17 protein-coding genes and 1 pseudogene are annotated in these 18648 nt (G+C 65.2%); 8 read left to right on the top strand and 10 right to left on the bottom strand.

The features are described 5' to 3' along the window. Positions 1 to 150: 150 nt before the first annotated feature. On the bottom strand, positions 151 to 786 hold the full coding sequence (locus HU230_RS02895; RefSeq protein ID WP_176533050.1) for a TetR/AcrR family transcriptional regulator: 636 nt from the start codon (positions 784 to 786) through the stop codon (positions 151 to 153). A gap of 252 nt (positions 787 to 1038) precedes the next feature. On the opposite strand from HU230_RS02895, the gene HU230_RS02890 reads away from it, so the two are divergent. The 8 genes and pseudogenes from HU230_RS02890 to HU230_RS02855 all read left to right on the top strand — a co-directional run bounded on the left by HU230_RS02890 (position 1039) and on the right by HU230_RS02855 (position 9797). Then, positions 1039 to 2349 (top strand): phytoene desaturase family protein, encoded by a 1311-nt coding sequence (locus HU230_RS02890; RefSeq protein WP_224942908.1) that lies wholly within the window; start codon positions 1039 to 1041, stop codon positions 2347 to 2349. 5 nt (positions 2350 to 2354) lie between these two features. Then, the gene (locus HU230_RS02885) at positions 2355 to 3209 is read left to right on the top strand and encodes an ABC transporter ATP-binding protein (protein ID WP_176533053.1); all 855 of its coding nucleotides are present in this window, start codon (positions 2355 to 2357) and stop codon (positions 3207 to 3209) included. Then, positions 3206 to 3997: an ABC transporter ATP-binding protein gene (locus tag HU230_RS02880; RefSeq protein ID WP_176533055.1), complete on the top strand. Its 792-nt coding sequence runs from the start codon at positions 3206 to 3208 to the stop codon at positions 3995 to 3997. The genes HU230_RS02885 and HU230_RS02880 overlap by 4 nt, the downstream gene beginning before the upstream one ends. Further along, positions 3997 to 5931 carry an AMP-dependent synthetase/ligase gene (locus HU230_RS02875; protein ID WP_176533057.1) on the top strand — a complete coding sequence of 645 codons (1935 nt, stop codon included), beginning with the start codon at positions 3997 to 3999 and terminating at the stop codon, positions 5929 to 5931. Before HU230_RS02880 ends, HU230_RS02875 begins: the two co-directional genes overlap by 1 nt. Beyond that, the gene (locus HU230_RS02870; RefSeq protein ID WP_176533059.1) at positions 5932 to 6804 is read left to right on the top strand and encodes a branched-chain amino acid ABC transporter permease; all 873 of its coding nucleotides are present in this window, start codon (positions 5932 to 5934) and stop codon (positions 6802 to 6804) included. Then, positions 6804 to 7849 (top strand): annotated as a pseudogene (locus HU230_RS02865) (branched-chain amino acid ABC transporter permease). The gene HU230_RS02870 and the pseudogene HU230_RS02865 overlap by 1 nt, the downstream one beginning before the upstream one ends. Before the next feature lie 36 nt (positions 7850 to 7885). Next, positions 7886 to 9046: an ABC transporter substrate-binding protein gene (locus HU230_RS02860; RefSeq protein ID WP_176533062.1), complete on the top strand. Its 1161-nt coding sequence runs from the start codon at positions 7886 to 7888 to the stop codon at positions 9044 to 9046. 4 nt (positions 9047 to 9050) lie between these two features. Beyond that, the gene (locus tag HU230_RS02855) at positions 9051 to 9797 is read left to right on the top strand and encodes an NAD(P)H-dependent oxidoreductase (protein WP_176533064.1); all 747 of its coding nucleotides are present in this window, start codon (positions 9051 to 9053) and stop codon (positions 9795 to 9797) included. A 12-nt stretch (positions 9798 to 9809) separates the two neighbouring features. Here the strand turns inward: HU230_RS02855 and HU230_RS02850 are convergent, their stop codons facing one another. The 9 genes from HU230_RS02850 to HU230_RS02810 form a co-directional block, all read right to left on the bottom strand. Further along, entirely contained in the window at positions 9810 to 11003 is a 1194-nt protein-coding gene (locus HU230_RS02850) for an acyl-CoA dehydrogenase family protein (RefSeq protein WP_176533066.1), read from the bottom strand. Further along, positions 11000 to 11935, bottom strand: a complete 936-nt coding sequence (locus HU230_RS02845; RefSeq protein ID WP_176533067.1) for an alpha/beta hydrolase — start codon at positions 11933 to 11935, stop codon at positions 11000 to 11002. Before HU230_RS02845 ends, HU230_RS02850 begins: the two co-directional genes overlap by 4 nt. 1 nt (position 11936) lies before the next feature. Then, positions 11937 to 12689, bottom strand: a complete 753-nt coding sequence (locus HU230_RS02840; RefSeq protein WP_224942897.1) for an SDR family NAD(P)-dependent oxidoreductase — start codon at positions 12687 to 12689, stop codon at positions 11937 to 11939. A 3-nt stretch (positions 12690 to 12692) separates the two neighbouring features. Further along, positions 12693 to 13487, bottom strand: a complete 795-nt coding sequence (locus HU230_RS02835) for an enoyl-CoA hydratase/isomerase family protein (protein WP_176533068.1) — start codon at positions 13485 to 13487, stop codon at positions 12693 to 12695. A 13-nt stretch (positions 13488 to 13500) separates the two neighbouring features. Next, a complete protein-coding gene (locus tag HU230_RS02830; protein WP_176533069.1) occupies positions 13501 to 13998 on the bottom strand; it encodes an aromatic-ring-hydroxylating dioxygenase subunit beta in 498 nt (165 codons plus the stop codon). Beyond that, positions 13998 to 15257: an aromatic ring-hydroxylating oxygenase subunit alpha gene (locus HU230_RS02825; RefSeq protein WP_176533070.1), complete on the bottom strand. Its 1260-nt coding sequence runs from the start codon at positions 15255 to 15257 to the stop codon at positions 13998 to 14000. The genes HU230_RS02830 and HU230_RS02825 overlap by 1 nt, the downstream gene beginning before the upstream one ends. Positions 15258 to 15444: 187 nt before the next feature. Beyond that, positions 15445 to 15954: a hypothetical protein gene (locus tag HU230_RS02820; protein ID WP_176533071.1), complete on the bottom strand. Its 510-nt coding sequence runs from the start codon at positions 15952 to 15954 to the stop codon at positions 15445 to 15447. Beyond that, positions 15951 to 16979, bottom strand: coding sequence for a phosphotransferase family protein (locus HU230_RS02815; protein WP_176533072.1), 1029 nt, complete (start codon positions 16977 to 16979; stop codon positions 15951 to 15953). Before HU230_RS02815 ends, HU230_RS02820 begins: the two co-directional genes overlap by 4 nt. Before the next feature lie 29 nt (positions 16980 to 17008). Next, positions 17009 to 18562, bottom strand: a complete 1554-nt coding sequence (locus tag HU230_RS02810; RefSeq protein ID WP_176533073.1) for an acyl-CoA synthetase — start codon at positions 18560 to 18562, stop codon at positions 17009 to 17011. Positions 18563 to 18648 lie beyond the last annotated feature (86 nt).

Here is an 18648-nt window from a genome sequence, read left to right as displayed (position 1 = left end):
CCCTCGCTGCGATGCCACCATCAGCCGCGGTTACGGCGTTCGTGGCAAACTACGCGGCGCGCCGCGCGCGCGTTACGCGCGGGAGACGCTCGCAGCCTTCACGATCATGTGCAGACAAGGTGATCAAGATCGTCGCTCGCCGCGATGGTCCTACGCGCGCTGGCGTAGCGGCCGCGCGGCGTCCTTGACCGGCACCGGCATGGTGAAGCCGTACAGGAACAGGTCCACCACCATGTCGGCGAACTCGCTGGGGTCGACGCCACCCTTCGGGTCGTACCAGGTGTGGCTGAAGTTCAGGATGCCGAACAGCATCATGCTGTAGATCTTCTTGGTCCGCCTGACGATCTTGCCTTCCTTGTCGAGCTTGACCAGAAGCTCCGAGACCGTGTCGACGAGCTGGCGCTCCAGCGCCTTGATCGCATCCTGCTCGGTCTCACCGAGGAACGAGAGGTCGTTGAGGATGACGCGCTGCTCGTCGCTCGAGCGCGCATTCAGTGCGACGATGGCCTGGATCGCGGCACGGAACTGCTCCAGCGTTGCCGCCTTGCCGGCCATCGCGACCTCCACGTCCGCGATCATCTCGCGGATATGCGCATCGAGGATCGCGAACAGGATCGCTTCCTTGGAGTCGAAATAATGATACAGCGCGCCGCGCGACAGCTTGCAGGCGTCCGCGAGGTCCGCGATCGAGGCACGCATGTAGCCCTGGCGCGCGAACAGGCCGCAGGCGGTGGTGAGAATGCCCCGCTGGATCTCGTCGTAGTTTTCTGAGCGCGTCCGCGCCATACCCGTCTCTCTCGTCCACCGCTAACGCCGCCGGAATCGGGCGGCTTCCGTCTCTCTATACTATAGCCGTCGCGCTCTCCTCCCCTTTGCGGGCACCGTCCACCAGAACTCATCAACCCTGGCGCTGCGGGATCATTGACCTGTGTCAAAAAATAATTTGAACGACCGGTCGGATTATATTATCGTGACCATCATCAAGCAAGTGGATTGCGCATGCCGGGGCCAACCCGGCGGCATCGAGGGAGGCTGCGCGTGGATGCTCATAAGGTCGATGCTGTCGTGATCGGAGCCGGCGCCGGCGGGCTGTGCGCCGCGGCGCGTCTCGCCCATGGCGGGCTTCATACCCTCGTCGTCGACGACAAGGACCGGCTCGGGGGGCGCGCCTCGACCGAGGAGATCGACGGCTTCAAGGTCAATATCGGCGCAATCGCGATCGAGTTCGGCGGCGTGTTCGAGGAGACCTTCCACACCGTCGGTGCGCCGCTCGATATCCGCGCGCCGGAGCCTGCGAGCTCATTCTTCATCGACGGCAAGGTGATCGATGTCGGCCGCGGCGGCTGGTCGCTGCTGCTCGGGCAACTGACCAAGCAGGCCTCGCGGATCCTGGAGAAATTCGCCGACGCCCGCTCCGGCAACCTGCCCGACGGGCGGCAATCGACCGAGGACTGGCTGAAGGGCTACACCAGCAACTCGACAGTGCACGCGCTGTTCCGCAACCTCTGCGCGGCGATCTTTGCCTGCAACGCCGCCGAGCTGCCGGCCCGCGCCTTCCTCACCTATTTCACCAGCAAGGGCGCTTTCAAGAAGTTCGGCTTCTGCCCGCAAGGCACGATCGGCGTCTGGAACAGCCTCGGCGGCGCGATCAAGCGCAATGGCGACATCTGGCTCGGCACGCCGGCGACCACGATCCACACCGCCAACGGCCGCGTCGAAGGCGTTACCGTTCTCAGGAATGGCGAGCGGGTGCGGATCGACACCGATCTCGTCATCAGCAACGCGGGACCGAAGGCCACTGTCGCGCTTGCCGGCAGCGAGGTCTTTCCAGCGGATTACATCGCCAAGGTGAAGAACGACCTTCGCCCGGCCGCCAATATCGTGATCAATGTCGCGAGCCGCGAGCCGCTGATCAACCATCCCGGCATCGTCACCTTCGGCAAGACGCGCCGGCTCTGCAACATGGCGAACCTCTCCGCCACCTGCCCGGAACTCGCTCTGCCGGGCTGGCATCTTTACGTCGCCTACGCCGTGCCGGTGCCGGCGCTCGGCGATTTCGACGCGGATGCCGAGGTCGCGCTCGCGCTCGAGGACCTCCGCGAGCAGTTCGCCAATTTCGATCAGGCGAAAATCCTCTCGATCCGGGTGATGCGCGACGACTGGCCGGCGCAACGCAGCTGCGCTGGTTACGATCTGCCGCGCGAGACCGGCATCGAAGGCCTGTGGTGCGTTGGCGACGCGGTGAAGCAGTATGGCAATGGCGGCACCCAGGCTTGCGCCGAGACCGCCAAGATCGTGACCGATGCGATCTTCGCCGCGCGACCGCGCCGGTCGGCCGGCCGGGTCTAAACGCGATGCCGACGACCATTCCGCATCCGACGCCGCCGGTAGCGCCCCAGGCCGCGCCGGCGCGGGAGTGCCTGCTCGAATTCCGCAACATCCGCATCGTCTACGACAACGCCATCGAGGCGATCCGCGATGTCTCGATCGCGGTGCCCGAAGGCAACATCGTCGCCCTGCTCGGCTCCAACGGCGCCGGCAAGTCGACACTGCTGAAGGCGATGTCCGGCATCCTCTATACCGAGGAAGGCGCGATCGAGAACGGCAGCATCCGCTTCCGCAATGACGAGGTGCATCACCTCGCGCCGGACGAGCTGGTGCGCCGCGGCATCGTGCAGGTGCCGGAGGGCCGCCGGGTGTTCGCGGCGCTGACCATCGACGAGAATTTGCAAATGGGCGGCTACACCAGGACCGGCGCCGAGGCGCGCGAGCGCCGCGACAAGGTGTTTGCGCTGTTTCCGCGACTCTATGAGCGGCGCGACCAGATCGCCGGCTACATGTCCGGCGGCGAGCAGCAAATGCTCGCGATCGGCCGCGCGCTGATGACCGATCCGGCGCTGCTGGCGCTCGATGAGCCGTCGCTCGGCCTCGCGCCTCTGATCATCGACCGCATCTATGAGGTGATCGTCCGCCTGCGCGACGAGCTGAAGATGACCGTGCTGCTGGTGGAGCAGAACGCGCAGCGCGCGCTCGATATCGCCGATTACGGCTACATCCTGGAGACCGGCCGCGTCGTGCTCGACGGCACGGCCGCGAAGCTCACCGCCAACGAGGACGTTCGGGAATTCTACCTCGGCGTCTCCTCCGCGGGCCGCAAGAGCCTGCGCGACGTCAAGCATTACAAGCGCCGCAAGCGGTGGCTGTCGTGACGGCGCTGCTTGCGATCGATAACCTCTCAAAACGCTTCGGTGGCCTGCAGGCGGTCGCCGATGTCAGCCTTGAAGTCGCGGCGGGCGATATCTGCAGCGTGACTGGCCCGAACGGCGCCGGCAAGACCACGCTGTTCAACATGATCTCGGGCGTGCTGCGGCCGAGCGGCGGCCGGATCACCTTCGACGGCATCGACCTTTCGACCATTTCGCCGTGGAAGTTCGCCGCTGTCGGCATCGGCCGCACTTTCCAGAATCTGGCGCTGTTCAAGCACGGCACCGTGGTCGAGAACATCCTGACCGGCCGCCACACCCATCTGCGCTCGACCGTACTCGATGCCGTTGTGTTCTTCGGCCGCACCCGTAAGGAAGAAATCGCGGCCCGCCAGCGCGTCGAGCACATCATCGAGTTCCTCGAGATCGAGCATATCAGGGACGCCGTGGTCGGCACGCTGTCCTACGGCCAGCAGAAGCGCGTCGAGCTCGCGCGCGCTCTTGCCTGCGAGCCGAAACTGCTGCTGCTCGACGAGATGGTTTCGGGCATGAATCAGGAGGAGACCGAGGACATCGCGCGCTTCGTGCTCGACATCCGCGACGACCTCGGCATCACCGTCGTCATGATCGAGCACGAGATGCGCATCGTGATGGACATCTCCGACCGTATCCATGTGCTGAATTTCGGCCGTAAGATCGCCGAAGGCACGCCCGACGAGGTCAGGCGCGATCCGGCCGTCGCGGAGGCCTATCTCGGCGGCCAGCGCGCCGAAGCGATGAAGGCAGGCGCGTGATGTCGACGATGGACAGCCTGCGCACCACGCATCCGCCGCTGCAAGCCAGCGCCGCGCACAGCGCGCCTGCGGCAGGCACCGACGCGCTGCAGGCGACGCTTGCGGATGCCGCCATCACCATCCCGCAATTGCTGCGGCAGCGCGCCGTCATGCATGGCGACGCATTGGCGCTGCGGGAGAAGGACTACGGCATCTGGAATCCCTATTCTTGGCGGTACTATTACGAGACCGCGCGCGCGGTCGCGCTCGGCCTGCTCGCGCTCGGGATCAGGCCCGGCGACCGCGTTGCCATCGCCGGCGAAAACACGCCGGAATGGTTTTACGCCGATCTTGGCGCCCAGATGATCGGCGCGGTCGCGGTCGGCATCTATCCGACCAATCCCTGGGTCGAGCTGCAATATATCGTCAAGCATTCCGGCGCCCGGGTCGTCATCACCGGCGATCAGGAGCAGACCGACAAAGTGCTCGACGCAATGGCCAGCAATGGCGGCCTGCCGGATCTGGAGGCCATCGTCTGCATCGACATGAAGGGCCTGCGGCACTACCGCCAGTCCGAGCTGATGTCGTTCGCAGCGCTTTGCGAACGCGGCAAGGCCTACGCCGACGCGAACCCGGAGGCTAACGCCACCCTCGACCGCCTGATCAGCCAGGGCGCACCCGACGATGTCTGTATCCTCGTCTACACCTCGGGCACAACGGGCCCGCCCAAGGGCGCGATGCTGACCCACCGCAATCTCGTCTACGCCGCCTATGCCTACGCCAAGACCGTCGGCATTGCCGACAAGCGGTTCGAGGCGGTGAGCTATCTGCCGCTGTGCCACGTCGCCGAGCGCTGCTACGGCACGGTGACGCATTTGGTGCTCGGCGGCACCGTGTCCTTTGCAGAATCGATCGACACCGTCGCGATCAACATCCGCGAGATTGCACCAACTTTCTTCGTCGGTGTGCCGCGCATCTACGAAAAGCTGCAGCAAGGCTTCCTGTTCAGGCTCGGCGAGAGCGGCCGGCTGCGGCAGGGCTTCACCAAGGCCTGCCTCGGCTGGGGCCGCACGCTGTCCGACCGCCGGCAGACCGGCAAGGAAGGCTGGCTCGATCACGCCGCCTACGGGCTGCTTTACCTCCTGATGTTCCGCAATTTGCAGCGTCATCTCGGCTTCGCTTACAGCCGGCACCGGCTCTGCGCCGGCGCATCGATCTCGCCGGAGACGCTGCGCTTCTTCGACATCATCGGCCGTCCGGTTTCGCAGGGCTATGGGCTGACCGAAAGCGGCGGCGTCGCCTTCATCCAGACCGAAAGCCATCACCGGATCGGCGGCTGCGGCGTGCCGTTGCCGCAGACCGAATGGAAACTCGATAGCGACGGCGAGATCCTGCTGCGCAACCCCGGCGTCTTCAAGGGCTACTTCCTCGACGAGAAGGCCTCCACCGCTTCGCTCGAACAAGGCGGCTGGCTGCGCACCGGTGACATCATCGACGTGCTCGACAATGGCGAGATCGCCGTGGTCGACCGCAAGAAGGCGATCATCATCACCGCCGGCGGCAAGAACATCGCCCCGTCGGAAATCGAGAACGCGCTGAAGGATTCCGAATTCATCAAGGAAGCGATCGTGGTCGGCGAGGCCAAAAAATACCTCGGCGCGATTGTCCAGGTCGATTACGACAATGTCGGGCGCTGGGCGCGCGATCGGGCGCTGGCCTACACCAACTACAAGTCGCTGTCGCAGCTGCCTGAAGTGCACGAGCTGGTCGAGCGGATCGTCAACGAGACCAACAAGCGCTTCGCCCGGGTCGAGAACATCCGCCGCTTCGCGATCCTCGAGAAAGAGCTCGACCACGACGATGGCGAGCTCACCGCCACGCAGAAGGTGCGCCGCGCCATGATCGAGAAGAAGTTCGCGCGCGAGCTCGCCATCATCTACCAGTCGGAGGGCTGAATGCAGTATCTCATCCAGCTCCTGATCTCCGGGCTGGCGATCGGCGCGATCTACGGCCTGATCGCGATGGGCTTTGCCGTGATCTACAAATCTACCGGGCTGGTCAATTTCGCGCAGGGCGAGATGACCATGATCACCGCCTATATCGCCTGGACGATCTCGACCACGGTCAGCGGCAATGTGTTCGTCGTCGCGGCGGGCGCGATCTTGGCCGCAATCCTGCTCGGCCTCATCATCGAGCGCCTGGTGATGCGGCCGATGCTGGGCGAGCCGGTGTTCGCCACCGTGATGGTCACGATCGGGCTCGCGGTGATCCTGCGCTCGGCCATCAACTTCATCTGGGACGCCTATCCGCACGGCCTCGATGTCGGCATGGGCCGCGGCATCGTGCATCTCGGCGGCATCGGCGTGCGCACCGGGCAAATCGCCGTCATCGTCACGCTGCTTTTGCTGCTCGCTGCGATCTGGGCGTTCTTTCGCTACAGCAAGGTCGGCGTCGCGATGCGCGCGGTCGCGGCCGACGATCGCACCGCGCTCTTGATGGGCATCAGCGCCACGAAGGTCCATGCGCTGGCCTGGGCCGCGTCGTCGGTGATCGCCGGCATCGGCGGCGTGTTCTTCGCGCTGTCCTACGACCTGTCGCCGGCGATGTTCCAGCTCGGCCTGAAGGCGTTTCCGGCCACGATCCTGGGCGGGCTCGACGCCGTGCTCGGCTCCGGCCTCGGCGGCCTCCTGATCGGCATCACCGAAAACCTCGCCGGCGGCTATCTCGGCTCCGGCATGAAGGAGGTGGCGGGCTTTGCCATGATCATCGTCGTGCTGATGATCCGCCCGTTCGGCATCTTCGGCGAACGCGACATCGAGAGGGTCTGATGCGCACCGGTGATTACAAGCAGAGCTATGGCGAACTGGTTGCGCTGATCGATTCACCGCCGGTGTGGCTATGGTCGGCCGTGCTGCTGCTGGCGCTGATTGCAGCACCTTATCTGCTGAATTCCTACGCGCTGTCGTTCCTGATGATCATCCTGATCACGGTGACCGGCGCGCTCGGGCTCAACATCCTGACCGGCTACACCGGCTTGATCTCGCTCGGCCATGTCGGCTTCCTCGTCACCGGCGCCTATGCCTACGCGGTGCTGGTCTCGAAGTACCACATGCCGCCGCTGGTCGGCTTCTTCGGCGCCGGCGTGGTGCCGGCGCTGGCAAGCCTGATCGTCGGCGCGCCGTCGCTGCGGCTGAAGGGGCTCTATCTCGCCATCACCACACTCGCCTTCTCCTTCATCATCAACACCGTGATTCTGGAGATGCGCTGGCTCACCAACGGCGCGCGCGGCATCCAGGTGCAGCGGCCGGAGATCTTCGGCATCAGCTTCGACAGCGACGCCGCCTTCACCTATCTCTGCCTCGCCTTCGCAGCCTCGACGCTATTCGCCACCCTCAACATCCGCCGCAGCCGGATCGGCCGTGCCTTCGTCGCGATCAGGGACAACGACACCGCGGCCCGCGTCATGGGGATCAACCTGCACGCCTACAAGCTGTTCGCCTTCGTCACATCGGCCTTCATCATCGGAATCGCCGGCGCGCTCTACGGCATCTACCTCTCCTTGTCAGCGTCGAGGGCTTTCCGTTCCTGCTCTCGATCGAGGCGCTGGCGATCCTCATCGTCGGCGGGCTCGGTTCGGCGCTCGGCGCCGTGCTCGGCACCGTCCTGATCGTGCTGCTGCCGGAAGCGACAAGGCTCGTCTTCAGCCTGTTCAGCGCTCAGATGGACGCGACCTTCACGACCGGCGCGCAGGAGCTGAAGAGCATGCTCTACGGCCTCGTCATCATCCTGTTCCTGCGCTTCCAGCCCCGCGGGCTGGTCGGCGCCTGGCACGACATCAAGCGGACCTGGGTGCACTGGCCGCTGCGCTACTAACCAATAAAAGAGACACAGCACCATGAGGAGGAGACAATGATCAGACATCTGGCGGCGGCTTCGCTGCTGCTTTCCACGGCCTGCCTTGGCATCGGTCCCGTTGCCGCCGCCGACCCCGGCATCACCGACACCGAGATCCTGATCGGCGACGTCGAACCCCTGACCGGCCCGCCGGCGCTGCTCGGCGTCGCGGCCTCGATCGGCCACAAGATCGCAATCGCCGAGGCCAATGCCGCCGGCGGCATCAACGGCCGCAAGATCAAATACGTGCTGGAGGACGACGGTTATGTCACCGCGCGAACCATCCAGGGCGTCAAGAAGGTGATCGACGTCGACAAAGTGTTCGCGATGATCGGCATCTCCGGCTCGGGCCAGTCGATCGCTGTGATGCCGGTGCTGGAGAAATCCGGCATCCCGACCGTGATCGACGTCGCGCCGGTGAAATTCCTGTGGGAGCCGCCGCGCAAGAACGTGTTCGTGGTCGGCCAATCCTACGAGGAAGGCATCATCCACCTCGTCAATTTCCTCGCCGACAAGAATCCCGGCAAGAAATGGGGCCTGATCACCCAGGACGACGATTACGGCATCACCGTGCGCGACGGCTTCGATACCGTCGTCAAGGCCAAGAAGCTGAACGTCGTCTACAGCGGCAACTACAAGAAGGGCCAGCAGGACTTCTCGTCCGACATGCTGCAGCTGAAGGATTCCGGCGCCGAGGTGTTCCTGGCCGGCGGCATCATCGGCGAGAACATCGCGATGATGAAGGAGCTCGAGAAGCTCAGCATCAAGCCGGTGACCGGCATTTTCTGGCCCGGCCGCATCGAACCGGTGCTGAAGCTGATGGGCCCGGCCGGCGACGGCATCTATGCGGTCGACTATGTCGAACCGTTCGCGGGCGCAGCCGGCAAGGCATTTCTGGAGAAGGCCAAACCGCTGGTGTCGGAGGCCGAGTTCAAGGGCATCAACCGCTACACCATGACTGGCTATGCCGCCGCGAAGGTCCTGATCGCAGCGATCGAGCGCTGCGGCAAGCAACCGACGTGGGCTTGCACCATCGCGGAGCTGGAGAAGACCAAAAATGTCGAGACGGGCGTGATGGCGCCGATCGGCTTCGGCCCCGGCGTCCGCTTCTCCAACCAGAAGCTGCAGATCATGCAGGCCGATACGGCGACGCTCAGCTTCAAGCCGGTGAACTAGAACGATGAAGGTCCTGATCGTCTTTGCCCATCAGGAGGCGCAATCCTTCAACGCTGCGCTGCTGGCGCGGTCGGTGGCGGAACTGACCGCGCTCGGGCATACGGTCAGGATCTCCGATCTTTACGCCATGCGCTTCAACCCGGTGGCGACCGCCGAAGACTTCGGCGAGCGGCGGTTCCCCGACCGGCTGCAATATGATCGCGAGCAGAAATACAATCTGCAACAGGAGTCGCTCAGCGGCGACATCGTCGCTGAGATCGAGAAGCTATTGTGGTGCGACCTCTTGATCCTGCAGTTTCCGCTGTGGTGGTTCTCCGTTCCCGCGATCATGAAGGGCTGGATCGACCGCGTGTTTGTCAACGGCGCGGTCTATGGCGCCGGCCGCCGTTACGACACCGGCGGCCTCGCCGGCCGACGTGCCATGGTCGTGACCTCGACCGCCGCCTATCCCGGGATGTGCGCGCCCGACGGGCTGATCGGCGCACTCGATGTGGTGCTGTGGCCGATCCAGAACGGCACCCTGGCCTATGCCGGCTGCAAGGTACTGCCGCCCTTCGTGTCGTATTCGGTGAACTTCGTCGACGAGGCGACGCGGCGCCGCTATCTCGACGGCTACGCCGAGCGGCTGCGGCAGCTCGAGACCACCGAGCCGCTGTTCTTCCATCCGCTCGCAGATTTCGGCGAGGACTGGCGGCTGAAGCCAGGGATCGCGGCACAGACGGTCGGCCAGGGTAAGGCGGCGGCGACTTAACGGCCGCCCTCTTTACATCCGCTTGGCAACCTCTTCCAGCATCACCTCGGTGGCGCCGCCGCCGATCGTCAGCACCCGCGCGTCGCGCACCATGCGCTCGATCGGGGTGCCGCGCATGAAGCCTGAGCCGCCATGCAGTTGCAGGCAGCCATGCACGACCTCGTGCAGCACCTCCGGCGACAGCGCTTTCACCATCGACACTTCGCGCAGACACTCCTGACCGGCCGCCGCAAGCTCGGCCGCCTGATAGGCCAGTGCGCGCGCCGCGGCCGCCTTCGCCGCGAGCTGGGCGAGCTTCAGCCGCACGCCCTGCTGGTTCCAGAGCGGCCCGCCGAACGCCTGTCTCGTCTTCACATAATTCGTCGTCAGCTCGATCGCCTTGGCGGACTCGCCGGCGCAGATGCCGCCGATGCAGATGCGCTCGTTCTGGAAGGTCTCCATGATGCCATAGAAACCCTTGTTCTCCTCGCCGAGCAGGTTTTCCGCCGGGACGCGCACGTCCTGGAATGAAATCTCGGCGGTATCCGAGCAGAGCCAGCCGTGCTTGTCGAGCTTGGTCGCCGTGATGCCCGGCGTGTTGCGCTCGACGATGAACAGCGAGATGCCGCGGCTGCCCTTGGCATGCGGATCGGTGCGCGCGGCGACGATCAGGATGTGGCCATAGACCGCATTGGTGATGAACATCTTGGCGCCGTTGATCACCCAGCTATCGCCGTCGCGCCGCGCGCGCGTCTTCAGACCTGCGACGTCGGAGCCCGCGTCCGGCTCGGTCACCGCGATCGAACAGACCGTCTCGCCGCGGATGATCGCCGGCAAATATTTCTGCTTCTGCTCCGGCGTGCCGCGCAGGCTGATGTGCACCGCCGACATGTCGGTATGAACCAGGATCGACGAGGTGAAGCCGCCGAAGCTCGAGCGCCCGAGTTCCTCGGCGAATACCATCGAGGCCAGCGGCCCCATGTCGGTGCCGCCATATTCGGCCGCATGGCGCATGCCGAGGAAGCCGAGCGCACCCATGCGGCGATAGATCTCGCGCGGGATCTTGCCGTCGCGCTCCCAAGCGTCGGCATGCGGCACCACTTCCTTCTCGAAGAAGCGGCGAACCTGCTCGCGCAGCATGCGCAGCTCCTCGGGCAGGTTGGGCTGCTCCGGGAAATGGAACTCGCTTTCGGTGAGGTGGCGCGGATCCGAGGTCATGACGTTCATTGTGGCGCCCTCTCATGGCCGATGTGAAGATGGTTGCGCAGAAAAACTGCAAGGGATGCGATCGCCTCTCGCGTCTGCGGAATCTCGGGGAACATCTGGAAGACGTGGATCATTCCGTCCCAGACCTGCAGCTCGACGTCGGCGCCGGCAGCCTTGGCGCGCGCGGCAAGGTCCACTGAATCGTCGCGCACGGTCTCGCGGTCTCCGACCTGAACCAGGAGGGGCGGCAGACCGTTGAGATCGGCATGAAGCGGCGAGGCCAATGGATTACGGGGATCGCCGTCCTTGCCGAGATAGTTCTTGGCGAGCGCCAGGATCATTGTGCGCTGGTGGATCGGATCGGCCTCGGCCCTGCTCTCGTAGCTCGCGCCAGCAGCGGTGAGATCGGTCCAGGGCGACATCAGCGCGCCGGCGGCGGGGAGCGGCAGGCCGCGGTCTCTCGCTGCCAGCATTGCAGCGAGCACGAGATTGCCGCCGGCCGAGTCCCCGGCGAAGGCAATATCGGCCGGACGCAGTCCCTGACCGCGGAGATACTGATAGGCAATCAGCGCATCATCGAGCGCCGCCGGAAACCGGTGCTCCGGCGCCAGGCGATAATTGATCGAAAGCACACGGCAGCCGGACGCATCGGCAATTCGCGCGGCTAGGTCGCGATGCGAGGTGACCGAGCCGATGCGAAAACCGCCGCCGTGAAAATAGAGGACCGCTTTGCCGCGCGGTGCGCCGGACGGCACGAGCCATTCGCCATCAACGCCGCCGGCGGAAACCGGCTCGCACCTCACCGGCACCGAGCAGCCGGCAAAGGCCGCATCCCAATCGCTGCGCATCTGCGCCACTGATGTGTCGCGGGTCCAGCCGCGATAGATCGCGCGCAGGCGCTCGATTGCGCGATCGACCGGCGTGATGGCGATATCGTTGCCTGTGCTGGCCATCTCAGCCGCCAATGCCCATACCGCCGGACACGCCGAGCGTCTCGCCGGTGATATAGGCCGCCTGGTCGGAGGCCAGGAACAGCGCGGCCGCCGCAACCTCCTCCGGCTCGCCGAGCCGGCCGAGCAGTGTCGCGCCGGTCATCGCCTGCAGGATCTTATCGCCGCCCTTTGCGACGGCTTGCTCCAGCATCGGCGTGCGGATCGGTCCCGGCGCGATCGCGTTCGCGGTGATGCGAAAGCGTGCATTCTCCCGCGCGATACTCCTGGTGAAGGAGATCACGCCGCCCTTGGCCGCGGAATAGACCGCGCCGCCCTTGGAGCCGAGCCGCGCAGCCTCCGAGGTGACATTGATGACGCGGCCGAACCGTGCCGCCTGCATCGCCGGCAGCGCGGCGTGGGTGCAGGCCAGCACCGAGGTGAGATTGACCGCGATCAGCCGCGCCCAATCATCCGCCGTGGTGTCGGTGAAGAATGCGTGCTGATCGACGCCGGCATTGTTGACGACGATGTCGAACGGGCCGTCCTGCGCTATCACGGCCTGCACGGCGGTGGCATCGCTGACGTCGAGCCCGGCAACCACAGCGCCCGTCTCGCGCGCAAGTTCCGAGGCCGCGGCGACGTCGAGATCGGCGATCACGACCCTGGCGCCTGCGCCGGCAAAGCTGCGGACGATCGCCGCGCCGATGCCGCGCGCGCCACCGGAGACGAAGGAGCGGCGGCCATCGAGACGCCCGAACGGCAAGGTGCCCACCACGTCTCAGCGCCCCGTGAAGACGGGCTTGCGTCGCTCGATCACGGCGGCGAGCCCTTCGCGCGCGTCGGCCATTCCCGAGAGCTCGGCAACGGTGCGCGCCTCCTCCGACAGGCACTGCTCGATGCTGGTGCCGGTGCCGGCCCAGACCAGCCGTTTGGTCGCCGCCAGCGCCTTCGGCGCGCCAGCCGCGAGCTCGCGCGCCAGCGCGAGCGATGCATCGGCAAGCTCGGCATCGGGTACGACCTTGGTGACGATGCCCATCTGCAGTGCTTCCGCAGCCGGGATCACCGGGTTGGTCAGCAGGATCGACATCGCCCGCCGCAACCCGACCAGCCGCGACAGCGTGACGGAGACGCCGGCATCCGGCGCCATCGCCACCCGCGTCGCACCGGCGAGGAATTTTGCCGACTCCGCCGCAATCACGATGTCGGAGGCGCAGACCAGGCCGAAGCCGCCGCCGCCCGCCGCAAAGCCCTGCACCGAGGCGATCACCGGCGCCTCCAGCCGCAGCAATCCGCTCACCGCATTCTGCAGATACGCGGTGGCCTGCCGGATATAGTCCGGCAGCTTCTCGCCCTTGGAGGCAAAGGCGCGGACATCGCCGCCCGCACAGAAATTCGCGCCCTCGCCGCTCAGGACCACGACACGAAGGTCGGGATGGCCGTGGCAGACCATGATGGCGTCGCACAGCGCGCTCAACAGTTCGGCGCTCATGCCGTTGGCCGCGTCAGGCCGGTTGAGCCGCAGCCGCGCGATGCCGTCGGCGATGTCGAGCAGAACGGGGCCCTTGTGGATCATGGCGAAACCTTCCCTAAACCAGGAATGACAGCGTGTAGATCGCCTTGTCGTTGTTGACGAGGATGACCTTCTTGCTGGCCATCCGCAATTCGCCATCGACATGGCGCAGCCGGTATTCGCTGCGCGCCGCCCACAGCATGTCGTCGCGGAGGCTCGATTCGAAGATCAGGCTGTTGCTGGCGACCGCGATGTCGCCATTGTCCGGCTGCTCGTCCATCAGTTCGATGTTGGAGATCAGCCGTCGCAGGTTCGACTGCGGCGTCTGGGTGAAATGCTTGCCGGTCATCAGCTGGCGGACGCGCAGCGCGATCCGCGAGCGGTTGTCGTAGATGATCGACATCTGCCGCTCCGGATCGATGTCGGCGCCGTTGGCCGGCACCCAATACACGCCGTCGTCGGTCCAGAGCTTTTCCCAGGCCTCGTATTGATGCTCGTCCTGCAATCGCGCCTCGCGATAGAGGAAGGCGGTGATGGCGCTCATCAATGTGGCGCTGCTCTCGCGCGACAGCATCAGGCTGCCTCCATCAGCTTGCGATAATGGGCCCAGATGCCGCGCGACGGCACCTCGTCGGTGACGTGGCCGACCGTGAAGCCGAGTTCGTCCTGCCGCTGGCGCTTCTCGCCGCGGCCGAGGAATATCCATTCCGGATTGCGCGCCAGCACGCCGCGATGGCAGCGCTCATACATCTCGGAATCATCCGCCAGCAGGAAGCCGGCCGGGCCGACCGAGCCCATGGTCTGCTGGCGCAGCCTCCGGTTCAGATCGGGCGCGCCTTTGAACTGCAGCGCGGTGACGTGCTGCACGCTGTCGTCGACGCCGAGCGGCTGGATGACGAACATCTGGATCTCGGCGATGAACAGGTTCGGGAAAATCATTACATGCGGCGTGCCATCGATCATGATCTCGCGCGCCGCGGTGTCGCCATAGGCGGTCTTCATCCGCGCGGTGTAGTCGGGCAGCCGTTCCTCGCTGGTGCCGAACCAGCTCATCGGCGCGTCGCGCTTGCGGAACTCGGGACGCAAATCGATCTCGGTATGGCCGTTGCCGTAATCGCGCGTCAGCGCGGTCGAGGTGCCGCCGTAGAGCTTGCCGATCATGCTGTCGGCGACGCCGAAGATCGACGTGTGCACGAAGGCCGGGTGATAGCCGTCGCACTCGTTCTCCAGGATGAACTTCCAGTTCGCCTTGACGCGGTGCTTGAGGAAGCCCGCGGTGATCTCGACCTCGCCCTCCGGCGAAGTGCGCACCAGCCGATCGATGGTCTCGGCGGCGCCGCCGAGATGCTCCTTCAGGGTCGGACCATCGGCCGCGAACGAGCCGAACACGAAGCCGCGGTAGGATTCGACGCGCGTCACCCGCCCGAGCGCGAGCTGCGACTTGTCCTGTCCTTCATAGCCGTCGGGAAAGGCATAGCCGACCAGGCGGCCGTCATTGGCGAAGGTCCAGGAGTGGAACGGACAGGTGAACGAGCGCGCATTGCCGCGCTCAAAGGAACAGACCTGGTTGCCGCGATGCGAGCAGCGGTTGAGCAGCAGATTGACCTTGCCCTGCTCGTCGCGCGTCATGATCACGGATTGCGGACCGATCGACTTGACGACGTAGTCGTTGGCGTTCGGTACCTCGCTCTCGTGCCCGACATAGACCCAGGTCCGGTACCAGATGTTCTTGAGCTCGGCCTCGAAGATCTCGGGATCTGTATAGAGCGATCCATGCACCCGGTCGGGCCGGATCAATCGCTCCCATGGCGAGACGCCGGTCATCATGTTCATCGCTCCGTCTCCCTCGCCGGCCGCTTGCGCGGATGCCTTCACCGGCCGCCAATAATAATCCGGACAACCGTTCGGTTAATTAATAACACGTGTGAGACGGGCCGGCAAGCTTCTTTGCAAACACCGCGGCTGAGTTCCGGAGCAGCGCGCAATGATGCAATTCCGGGTGGACCGCTGCGTGACTGCCTCAGCCCTGCGCCGCGCCGCCATCGCGTTCGCCGCCCGCGATCTGCTGCAACATCGACTTCGGCGTCGTCGCAAGCTCGACCTTGAGCTGGTCGCAGATCGAACGCCGTAGCAGCCGCTCGATCTCGGCCGCGGCATCGCGATTGGCCGCACGCGCGTCCGCGCCGCTCGCCCAGAGCAGAAGCTGCCCCAGCCGCCGGTCGCCTTCGTCGCGCAATGCCTCGATCGCGGCAGCGTCGGAGATGTCGCTCGCGAGGCGCGGCGTCGCTGGGATCTCCGGATGCGCCGCGCCATCCGCCAATCGCTCGACCGCAGCAAAAGTATCGTCCTGCAGACGCACCTGCTCGAGCAGCGGTCCGGCCTTCCAGTCGGCCGCGAGCTTCAGGCCATTCAGCGCGTAGATCGCGGAGAACACCTGGCCGCGGACGAAATCATCGTTGCTGTTCGACACGACGTGGATTTGCAGGGCATCGATGATGCCGTCGACCAGCCGCTCGAAGGATGCACTCATGCCGCGGCCTCCAATGCGCGCTCGAAGGCCCGCACGATCGAGGGCATCTGGCTTGCCATCACCGCAAGCCGCAGGTCGTTGAAGCGATCGACCTCGAAGGCGCGCACCGCACACATCTGGATCGCCGCCGCCTGATACAGCGCGTAGGCCTCGTAGAAGGCGAGGCTCTTGTCCGAGACCGCAATGCCGGAGGCGCGCTGATAGAGATCGATCACCTCGGTGCGCTCGAGCACGCCATACAGCTTGCGGCTCCTGGCATTGAAGGTCGGCATCATCGCCCAAGCCAGATCCTCATGGGGATCGCCGAGGTGAGTGAGCTCCCAATCGAGAATGGCGGTGATCCGCCCATTGTGCTCGATGAAGTTCCCGATCCGGTAGTCGCCATGCACGATGGTGCGGCATGGCGGCTGTGGGCAGTTGTCCTCAAGCCAGCGTCCGCCCCAATCGAGCAGCGGATAATAGCGCGCGGTCGGACGCGCCAGCGACGCGCGCCAGCCGGCGATCGCGCGAACTTCGGCGCGCTCTCCGCCCTGTTGCAGCGATGCAAAAGGGGTTGCGCTCGGGTCGATCCGGTGCAGCGACGCCAGGATCTCGACGAATTGCCGGGCGATCGAGCGCTTGTGGTCCGGATCGAGTTCGCTCGCCGTCCATGGTGCGGGCACGTCGCCCTCGACATGCTTACAGATGAAGAACGGGAAGCCGAACTCGGCGCCATCCTGTTCAAACGACACCAGCGCCGGAACCGGCACGCCGGAGCCGGCAAGCGACTGCAGCGCATAGACCTGCGACAGCACCGAATAGGGCGCAAACAGCCCATTCGGCGGACCGACGCGCAGGATCAGCATGCGGTCTCCGTCAGCCGCAGAGCGCGCCACGAAAACAAAGGTGATCCAGGAGAAGCCCGACGATTTGCGGCCGAAGCTCGTGATCTCCGTCCGGCTCCCAGATATTCGCGACAGATGCTGCGCGAGCGCCGTCCGCACGGCGTCGTCGTTCACCACGGCCGGGCGGACGGGCTCCGACACATCATCGGATCGTTTGGTAGCCTCCTGCATCAATTGACCGACCTCGTATAGCCCTGCCACTTCTCCTCGCGCAGCGCCGACTTCATGATCTTGCCGGAGCCGGTCAGCGGCAGCGGCTCGAGGCGGATGTCGACCGATCGCGGGCATTTGTAGCCCGCGATCAGGGTGCGGCAATGCGCGATCACCATGTCGGAATCGAGCCGTGCGCCGTCCTTCGGCACCACTATCGCGTGGACCGCCTCGCCCCATTGCGGATCGGGCACCGCGATGACTGCGCATTCCCTGACTTGCTCGTGCTGGAAGATTGCGTTCTCCACCTCGCCGGAATAGACGTTCTCGCCGCCCGAGACGATCATGTCCTTGAGGCGATCGACGATATAGACGAAGCCGTCCTCGTCCATCCAGGCGCCGTCGCCGGTGTGCAGCCAGCCGTTGCGCAGCACCCGCGCGCTCTCTTCGGGCTTGCGCCAGTATCCGAGCATCACGCCGGCGCCGCGGATCGCGATCTCGCCGACCGTGCCGCGCGGCACTTCGTTGCCCGCGAGATCGACGATACGGACTTCGACACCCGGCGCCGCTCGCCCTGCCGATTTGCGCTTTCCCGCCAGCGGTCCTTCCAGCGCGTGGTACTCCCACGGCAGGATCGTCGCCAGCGCCGCGCTCTCGGTCATGCCGTAGCCCTGGTGAAAGCGCCAGCTCGGCAGCACGCGCATCAGCTTGACCAGCAGCGCATCCGGCATCGGCGAGGCGCCATACTCGCAATCCCTGACGCTGCTCAGATCATAGCTGCCGAAGGACGGATGATTGAGCATCATGTTGAGCATGGTCGGCACGAACAGGCAGTAATCCACTCTGTGCTCGGCGATGGTCCGCATCGCGAGCTCGGGCTCGAATTTCGGGATCGTGACATGGGTGCCGCCGACCAAAGTCAGCGCGATCATCGGCGAGGTGCCGGCCAGATGGAACATCCCGGCCGAGTGCAGGTATCGCGTGTCTTCCCGGAACCGGAGCGCATAGATCCAGACCAGCGATTCATAGATGATATTGGCATGCGACAGCATCACGCCCTTGGGAAAGCCGGTGGTGCCGCCGGTGTAGAAGATGCCCGCGAGATCGTTATAGGCGCCCGATGCATCCTCGATCGGCGCGTTCGCAACAAGCTCGTCATAGCCCTGCATGCCGTCGGGAACCTCTCCCTCGTCCAGATAGACGATCGCGGTGAGTGATTTTGCGCCACGCAGGCCCGACGCGATCTCGCTAAAGGTCTTGTCGACCAGCAACAGCTTTGGCGTGGAATCGTCGACCGCATAGGCATTCTCGGCGACCGCCCAGCGTGTGTTGAGGGGCACTGCGACCGCACCGGCCCAGGCGATGGCATAGAGCGCCTCGATATAGAGGTCGCTGTTGTGCGCGAGGATCGCAACGCGATCGCCGGCCTCGACGCCGAGCCGCCGCAGTCCGCCTGCGGCGCAGGCGACGCGACGGCCGATCTCCTTCCAGCTTCGCGACCGTCCCGCATGGATGGTGCCGGGCGCATCCTTGCGCAACTGCACCGCCGAGATGAGCGCCTGCGTCAGCTTCATGTTTCCTCCTCACCGCCATGCGGCCGCGCGCGCCTGCGGATGTTTCCGTCATGCGTGAAGCCGATACGCTGCCCGGAGATTTCAGT

Origin of the sequence: Bradyrhizobium quebecense, assembly GCF_013373795.3 — a bacterium.
Lineage (GTDB): Bacteria > Pseudomonadota > Alphaproteobacteria > Rhizobiales > Xanthobacteraceae > Bradyrhizobium > Bradyrhizobium quebecense.
The sequence above is the reverse complement of the archived record's forward strand: the minus strand, read 5'-3'. Positions and strand labels throughout refer to the sequence as shown.

Bases quoted from the DNA above. Each gene is read 5' to 3' on its own strand.
- HU230_RS02895 (WP_176533050.1), bottom strand. From the start codon at position 786: ATGGCGCGGACGCGCTCAGAAAACTACGACGAGATCCAGCGGGGCATT.
- HU230_RS02885 (WP_176533053.1), top strand. From the start codon at position 2,355: ATGCCGACGACCATTCCGCATCCGACGCCGCCGGTAGCGCCCCAGGCC.
- HU230_RS02875 (WP_176533057.1), top strand. From the start codon at position 3,997: ATGTCGACGATGGACAGCCTGCGCACCACGCATCCGCCGCTGCAAGCC.
- HU230_RS02870 (WP_176533059.1), top strand. From the start codon at position 5,932: ATGCAGTATCTCATCCAGCTCCTGATCTCCGGGCTGGCGATCGGCGCG.
- HU230_RS02860 (WP_176533062.1), top strand. From the start codon at position 7,886: ATGATCAGACATCTGGCGGCGGCTTCGCTGCTGCTTTCCACGGCCTGC.
- HU230_RS02855 (WP_176533064.1), top strand. From the start codon at position 9,051: ATGAAGGTCCTGATCGTCTTTGCCCATCAGGAGGCGCAATCCTTCAAC.
- HU230_RS02850 (WP_176533066.1), bottom strand. From the start codon at position 11,003: ATGAACGTCATGACCTCGGATCCGCGCCACCTCACCGAAAGCGAGTTC.
- HU230_RS02845 (WP_176533067.1), bottom strand. From the start codon at position 11,935: ATGGCCAGCACAGGCAACGATATCGCCATCACGCCGGTCGATCGCGCA.
- HU230_RS02835 (WP_176533068.1), bottom strand. From the start codon at position 13,487: ATGATCCACAAGGGCCCCGTTCTGCTCGACATCGCCGACGGCATCGCG.
- HU230_RS02830 (WP_176533069.1), bottom strand. From the start codon at position 13,998: ATGCTGTCGCGCGAGAGCAGCGCCACATTGATGAGCGCCATCACCGCC.
- HU230_RS02825 (WP_176533070.1), bottom strand. From the start codon at position 15,257: ATGAACATGATGACCGGCGTCTCGCCATGGGAGCGATTGATCCGGCCC.
- HU230_RS02820 (WP_176533071.1), bottom strand. From the start codon at position 15,954: ATGAGTGCATCCTTCGAGCGGCTGGTCGACGGCATCATCGATGCCCTG.
- HU230_RS02810 (WP_176533073.1), bottom strand. From the start codon at position 18,562: ATGAAGCTGACGCAGGCGCTCATCTCGGCGGTGCAGTTGCGCAAGGAT.